This is a genomic window from Moorena sp. SIO2C4 (assembly GCF_010672485.1).
In the GTDB taxonomy this organism is placed as follows: Bacteria; Cyanobacteriota; Cyanobacteriia; order Cyanobacteriales; family Coleofasciculaceae; genus Moorena; species Moorena producens.
Genome location: NZ_JAAHGN010000399.1, coordinates 1 through 6352, shown reverse-complemented (window position 1 = coordinate 6352; position 6352 = coordinate 1). Strand labels below are relative to the sequence as shown.

Here is a 6352-nt window from a genome sequence, read left to right as displayed (position 1 = left end):
TGTTCACGCTCGCGTAAAGTCTTTGCTGACTTGGTGTGGGATGCCACAATAGAGATCCAACTGAAGATCTAAGAGCAGTTTTCACCATTGATAGCCCAATAGCTGATTTGGGGTAAGCTCAGAATAAGCTGTTGCTGTAACCAACGCTATGGTCTACTAATTTTAAAACTGCGTTGACCAGATCGAATGTTGCTCTGATGATTATCATCAATCTGTTGTGATTAGCCGTTCTGATAAGGAAAAATTGCCGTGGAAGCTGGGAATCAGCAAAGGATTTTAGGCTATTTCATTGAAGAAGCGAAAGAACACCTGGAAACCATTGAACAGGGACTGTTAAATCTGGGCTCAGTGGTCAATGAACCAGAGACGGTTAATGAATTGTTTCGCGCTGCTCATTCTGTTAAAGGCGGGGCGGCCATGTTGGGGTTTACAAGTATTCAAAAGACTGCCCATCGTTTAGAAGATTCTTTCAAAGTACTTCAAGAGAATAAGATTCAGGTTGATCAACAGCTGGAGACTCTGTTTTTAAAGAGTTATGATACCCTCAAAGCTTTGATTGATCTGTTGGAAGGACCGTTTGGGTTTGAGCAAAGTGAAGCAGAAAAAACTCTAAAAGCAGCTCAGCCAGGCTTTGAACAATTACAGAATTATCTCAAAACTTTGGTCAGTGGTGAGAGTCAATTACCAGCGGCAATGGCTTCTAGCTCTGCTGCTGAAAAAGCAATTCGTTCTGATCAAGTTTCGACTAGCAAAGCTTCTTCTTCAGCAAAAGGAAAATTTCCCCCAGACTTTGGGCCGAAGGTGATTAGCCTGCTTAAAGATATGCTAGAGCTGTTTAAACAATCTTCCACACCAACCAATCGCCAACAACTTCAAAAGCTTTGTAAGCGTCTGGCTAAACTGGGGGCTGGGATTGGTAGTTGGCATAAATTAGTGGGAGTTTGCCATAAAGCGATCGCAAATCCTAAAAACTCCTATATCCAGTTAGCACCATTAGTAATCAAAGAACTCAAGGAAGCTAGTGACCAGTTGCAAGCAGCACAGGGTAATCTAGAGGAGTTACGAAAGGCAGCGGCTGCGATCGCTCCAAGTTCAGGACTCCAAAAACTAGCAGCTGTAGGAGCTACTGGGCGAAGCCGAACCACTAAGGGTAAGGAAATTACGATTGTGCTAGAACCAAAAGCCGCTGCCAAGGTACTCATCCAAGCCTTTGATAAACCCCAGCTGTCAAAACTGGTTAAGTTACTGATTCCAGCAACTCGTGCTTCTTCCTAGAGCCAACAAGCTGGGTTTTTTGGTTATCTTCCTAAGTGCCGTGATGCCAGCTGCATGGCATCATAAATATCCACATCCCCATCCCCATCAGCATCTAGAAAGCCACTGAGTACAGAATTAGAACCAAGGGGATTCTCAATATTGGTGCCAGTCTTGAGGAAATTCAATACCACGGGGACTAGGGTGGGTAGCATAGCTTGGATGATACCAGCATTAATGCCTGTCTTGCTAGTAATTTCTCCAACAAGCTCCTGGATCTGAGGCGCACTAAAGAGCATATTGACCACTTGAGAACTAGCACCAATGCCACCAAATTGATTAACTAGTGCTTGTACCTGCTCATCTCCTTCACTTGTGCGCTTTTGTTGGAGGGCTGAACGCACATACTTACCTACAATTGAGGTAGCAGATTGCACGGCTGAGGGATTGGTGTGATGGTTACCACTCAACTGCTGTACCGTGTCCAGAATATCCCCTAGCTGACTAGAACTAGCTTGTTGTGTAGGACTATTAATGGCACTGAGAATAGTATTGAATAAGCTCATTGTTTTTTTTACAGATTTAAACAGTCAGATTTATTCAGATTTAAACAGTTATTTCCAAAATCAATTATAAATTACTGATTTAGTTTCCCACTATAGCTGATAGCTGACTACTTAATGTGAAGTCTCCTCCACTACACCCTTCGAGTTAGCTAGGGCTTTCTGTCTCCTGCACTGTTGCCTCAATCCACACTTATTACAGGTCTTATACACAGAGGTGATTAGACAGCGGATCGGGCTGATGGAGATCGGGGAATTCTTGTCGGATATTCTAACATTAATAATTAAAACCTCTCGTATCTTCCATGCCCCTGCCACGCTTACTAACCCTAATTATTGGTCTCATTATTATTCTGGGGCTAATGCTTTGGTTGATTAATGGTCTGTACCAACTGTATATCCAAATTTCCTTTACTGCTCCCCTACTGGCTAATTTACTGCTCCTGTTGGTGATTACCTTGCTAGGGCTACTAATATGGGCCTTAATCTACACCATGGGGTTATTTGGTAAATCCCGGAAACGGCCAGGTAAGGGTCGTCTGGAACCTAAAGCCCCCGAGGTGAAAACCGAAGCAGCAGAAGAAACCCTTAAAGCAGTAAGGCAACAGGTCAAACAGATTCAGGATGAAGTGTCACGGCAAGCGATGCTGCGCCGCTCTGAAGAAATTGAAGCTATCCTCTCCCGTGGGGAACTGTTAGTGGTAGTGTTTGGTACTGGTTCAGCGGGCAAAACCTCTCTAGTGAATGCTTTGATTGGTCGGATGGTGGGTCAAGTGGGTGCGCCCATGGGAACGACGGAGGTTGGGGAAACCTACAAACTAAAGCTGAAGGGATTAGAACGCCCGATTCTGATTACTGATACACCAGGAATTTTAGAATCTGGTGTAGTTGGCACTCAGCGAGAGCAATGGGCACGACATCTGGCAACGGAAGCGGATTTGTTGTTGTTTGTGGTGGATAACGATTTACGACACTCAGAGTATGATCCATTCGAAAAATTGGCACAGATTGGGAAGCGATCGCTTCTTGTCTTCAATAAAATTGACCTGTACACGGAACAAGACTCAGAAAGGGTTCTAGCACGATTGCGCCAGCGAGTAAGGGGCTTTATTCCTGCTTCAGATGTAGTTGCGATCGCAGCCAATCCCCAGCCTGTTACCCTAGAAAATGGTCAACTTTGCCAACCTGAACCGGAAATTTTGCCCTTAATCCGTCGCTTAGCTGCTGTATTAAGAGCAGAGGGAGAAGAGTTGATTGCTGATAACATTCTGTTACAATCCCAGCGCTTAGGCCAAGAAGCTCGACACATCCTCGACAAGCAGCGCAGGCGAGAAGCAGAGAAAGTGGTGGAACGGTTCCAGTGGATTGGGGCCAGTGTAATTTCTCTGACTCCCTTACCTGTGGTGGATTTATTAGCAACTGCAGCAGTAAATGCCCAAATGGTAGTCGAAATTGGCAAAATCTACGGCTGTGAACTGAATATGGAACGGGGTAGGGAATTAGCCCTATCCTTGGGAAAAACTTTAGCTAGTTTGGGTATTGTCAAGGGAGCGATTCAAATCCTTAGCACTACACTAAGACTGAATCTTGCCACCTATGTTGTCGGCAAAGCCATTCAGGGGGTAACTGCTGCTTATCTGATCCGAATTGCTGGGAAAAGCTTTATTGAATACTTCCGCAATGACCAAGACTGGGGAGATGGAGGGATGAGTGAAGTAGTCCAAAAGCAGTTTCAGTTAAACCAGCGGGATGAGTTTATTAAAGCTTTTGTCAGTGAAGCGATCGCAAAAGTGGTCCAACCTCTGACCGGAAAATCAGAAGCCCAATCACCAATCGATGAAAGGGACGAAATCAAGGACAAAGGCAGGAAATCCTAAACTACAGCCAGAATGCCTATCAAATCGACTCAAATTCTTGTTTAATGAAATAGAGTAGATTCAATGTTTTCTCCAGCCCCCCATGCCCCTCACATCAATGGGGGATTTCTTTTTATCTATTGTTTTCTATATCGTTTTCTTAAGTAGACGCATCTACTACCTATAGTATATGCACTAGGTAGCAAGTTTCACCCTGCCCCGATGTACAGCGTGGAGCAATCTGTCGATGGAGTCTCTCTCTTCGGAGGTGAGTGAATCCTCCAATAGTGCTGCCATCAATCCATATCGATCAGCAAGAGTAATTTTTCCAGAGCTGCTAACTTTAGCAAATAGTTCTGGTATAGCACCGGGAATAAGACGAACTGGAGCCAACATTATACTATAGGGTAATGGCTGTTGTTTATATTTTTAACCTTTTTCCGGAGCTTGGGGATGTGGGGCTATACCCCCTGTAATATCAAATCTGCTTGGGCACCCACTTTCTACTTCCACTAAGCGTGGGTCTTTTCTTCTGCTGAATGCTTCTAAGGAGACCCTACTTCTGAGCTAAGAGTGCTTTAGCCTTTTGCCACAGAGCATCCAACTCATCCAAGGTGTAATCAGACAGTGGGCGCTCAGCCAATGCTTCGACTTGCGCTAACCTTTCAATAAACCTTCCCTGGGTTCCCTGCAAAGCAGCTGAAGGGTCAAGGTCATACCAACGCGCAATATTAATCAGAGTAAACAATACGTCTCCCAATTCTGCTTCCTGGTGGGCTTTATCGTCCTGTTCAAGTGCTTGTTGAAACTCAGCCAATTCTTCGTGAAACTTATCCCAAACTCCCTCAACATTATCCCACTCAAACCCACCACTAGCGGCCTTTTTCGATATCTTCATCCCAGCCATTAGAGGGGGAAGAGTTTTACTATAGCGACTCAGTTTACGACTCAATAATTGCTTATCCGCAATGGTTTCTCCTTTCTCTGCTGCCTTAATGTTTTCCCAGTTTTGACGCACCTCCTCGACATTATCAACCTCGACATCACCGAAAACATGGGGATGACGGCGGATTAGCTTTTGAGTAATCCCCTGAGCTACCTCGGTCAAGGTAAACTGACCTTGCTCACTACTAATTTGAGCTTGCAGAACTACCTGCAATAACAAATCACCCAACTCCTCTGCGATCGCATTTTGCTCCTCACTGCGAATTGCATCCACTACTTCATAAGCTTCTTCAATTACATAAGGAATTAGGGATTGAGGGGTCTGAGCCAAATCCCAAGGACAACCACCCTCAGGCGATCGCAATCTGGCTACTACATCAATCAACTCTTGCAAAGCGGCCAACATCGACACCTGATTAACTGGCTGAGCTTGTTGAGGGGAACTACACATAAAACCGAAAAGCGAAACGCAACTTAATTATTCTTAACGAAATCCAGCACCAATGCCAAATTTTATGTAAGCATTCAGCTATCAGCGTGTCGCGTATCAGCGTGTCGCGTATTAGCTATCAGCTTATGCCCACGCTACTTGAAGTGCTATCAGCTTTCAGGCGCTTTAACTGTACGGGGTCGGATTAGTAAAGCGAGCAGGGATTTTCAACCAGCCGTACCAGCACCCCCCACCTTGTTTACTACCGACCGTTGATTAGCTGAGGGCTGACAGCTGATAGCTGTTGGCGTAGCCTGCGCGTAGCGCATATGCTTACCTCTTGCTTTTGCGTGCTTTGGGTCTTTGTGGTTTTGTCTTACCCGCACCCCTGGCCTTGCTCCTCCCTTGCTTGCCAGACCATAACCCCGTGATCCCCCCTTTTTTAAACTGCTTATAAGCCGAACTTCCCCAATCACTCACAAAATGCGCGATCGCACCCAACTCCAATCCGACCACACAGGCCATCAACCAGGTACGATATTCCCACACCCTACCCCCCAGCCCTTGAATCAGCTCCAGCCAACGATCCGGTTCATCTTGGAATAGCTGAAACACCAGCAATCCCACACCCCCAAACAAGACAATCCAATTGGCTAGATAAAGCAGTCGCAAAATTGTCCCAATCACTGGTCCATGAGAAAAAATAGAACGGTGAGGCACCATCCTCTGATAAGGGATCCAAATCCAGCGCAACCAGCCCCAACGCTTAAAGGGTCGAGAGTATAGGTCTAAGTCAGGGCTAAACATCAAGCCACCGAACAGGAAGCCTCCAGCTACAATCAAGGTCAAATCACTACTCCGGGTTACTACCAGGCTCAAAACCGTGACTACTGGCAAACTCCACAAGGTTATGCGATCATGTATATAGCCAGAGGACATATTATTTTTTATAGTTGTTGTCGTCTTTGGAAAAATATGCTATAGTAAGTAAGTATTGCATACGGGCGGTTAGCTCAGCGGTAGAGCGCCTGCCTTACAAGCAGGACGTCACTGGTTCGAATCCAGTACTGCCCATGTCCGTCAAATTCCAAGGTTAGTAAACAGCTAGAAAAAATGTCGCAGAGTCTACCAAAAACTCTTATTATTTGTTAGACTTAAATTAGGGTAACACCGACAGGGATTATTATGTAACTTAAATTAAAGCCGAAAACCAAGGGTTTAATAGTTGCACTGTAATCCCGGTGGAACCAACTTTGTTGACATTTTTATGGCGCTCACGGGATATTCCATCAGAGAAGCGCGGA

Annotated in this window: 6 protein-coding genes and 1 tRNA gene; 3 read left to right on the top strand and 4 right to left on the bottom strand. The window is 45.3% G+C overall.

Translation table 11 applies throughout. The features are described from left to right. Positions 1-249 precede the first annotated feature (249 nt). The gene (locus F6K20_RS20075; protein ID WP_008178385.1) at positions 250-1275 is read left to right on the top strand and encodes an Hpt domain-containing protein; all 1026 of its coding nucleotides are present in this window, start codon (positions 250-252) and stop codon (positions 1273-1275) included. 23 nt (positions 1276-1298) lie between these two features. On the opposite strand, the gene F6K20_RS20070 is transcribed toward F6K20_RS20075, so the two are convergent. After that, positions 1299-1820, bottom strand: a complete 522-nt coding sequence (locus tag F6K20_RS20070) for a DUF937 domain-containing protein (RefSeq protein WP_008178383.1) — start codon at positions 1818-1820, stop codon at positions 1299-1301. 302 nt (positions 1821-2122) lie between these two features. Between F6K20_RS20070 and F6K20_RS20065 the strand changes: the two genes are divergently transcribed. After that, positions 2123-3694, top strand: coding sequence for a YcjF family protein (locus F6K20_RS20065; protein ID WP_008178381.1), 1572 nt, complete (start codon positions 2123-2125; stop codon positions 3692-3694). Between the two features lie 174 nt (positions 3695-3868). On the opposite strand, the gene F6K20_RS20060 is transcribed toward F6K20_RS20065, so the two are convergent. The 3 genes from F6K20_RS20060 to F6K20_RS20050 form a co-directional block, all read right to left on the bottom strand. Next, a complete protein-coding gene (locus F6K20_RS20060; protein ID WP_008178378.1) occupies positions 3869-4069 on the bottom strand; it encodes a hypothetical protein in 201 nt (66 codons plus the stop codon). A gap of 160 nt (positions 4070-4229) precedes the next feature. Continuing rightward, entirely contained in the window at positions 4230-5069 is an 840-nt protein-coding gene (gene mazG / locus F6K20_RS20055; RefSeq protein WP_287267777.1) for a nucleoside triphosphate pyrophosphohydrolase, read from the bottom strand. A 312-nt stretch (positions 5070-5381) separates the two neighbouring features. Next, on the bottom strand, positions 5382-5987 hold the full coding sequence (locus F6K20_RS20050) for a metal-binding protein (protein WP_008178375.1): 606 nt from the start codon (positions 5985-5987) through the stop codon (positions 5382-5384). A gap of 63 nt (positions 5988-6050) precedes the next feature. Here F6K20_RS20050 and F6K20_RS20045 point away from each other — a divergent pair. Next, a tRNA-Val gene (locus tag F6K20_RS20045) sits at positions 6051-6122 on the top strand. The last annotated feature ends 230 nt before the right edge of the window (positions 6123-6352 follow it).